The organism is Shewanella sp. AC91-MNA-CIBAN-0169 (assembly GCF_040310165.1).
Taxonomy (GTDB): Bacteria; Pseudomonadota; Gammaproteobacteria; order Enterobacterales; family Shewanellaceae; genus Shewanella.
Genome location: NZ_JBEOPM010000108.1, coordinates 1 through 273 on the forward strand (window position 1 = coordinate 1; position 273 = coordinate 273).

Consider the following 273-nt stretch of genomic DNA (forward strand, 5'->3'; position numbering starts at 1 on the left):
GGTGTACTTGGTACTGTATCGTCAATAGATGTGGTTTCTGGTATCGCTTTACCAAACAGTCCAAAAATTTGCTCGTGTGAGATGCTACCACCAGTCTCAAAACTGATGGTTTCAATAATGCTGTCACCATTGCTAAAGTAATCTTTGATAGTCACTTGATTGCTGACATCACCATTGACTCGTAAAATGAGATCATTACCAGAGCTCATCAACCCTGATCCAACCTGATTATAAGTAATACCGTTACTAAAGATAATTTCGTCTACACCATGC

General features: G+C 39.2%; 1 protein-coding gene. It reads right to left on the reverse strand.

Going from position 1 to position 273, the window contains the following annotated elements; all coding sequences use genetic code 11:
- Positions 1-209 (reverse strand): calcium-binding protein (locus AAEY98_RS22315; protein WP_351019766.1); only part of this gene is annotated, 209 nt, incomplete at its 3' end.
- Positions 210-273 lie beyond the last annotated feature (64 nt).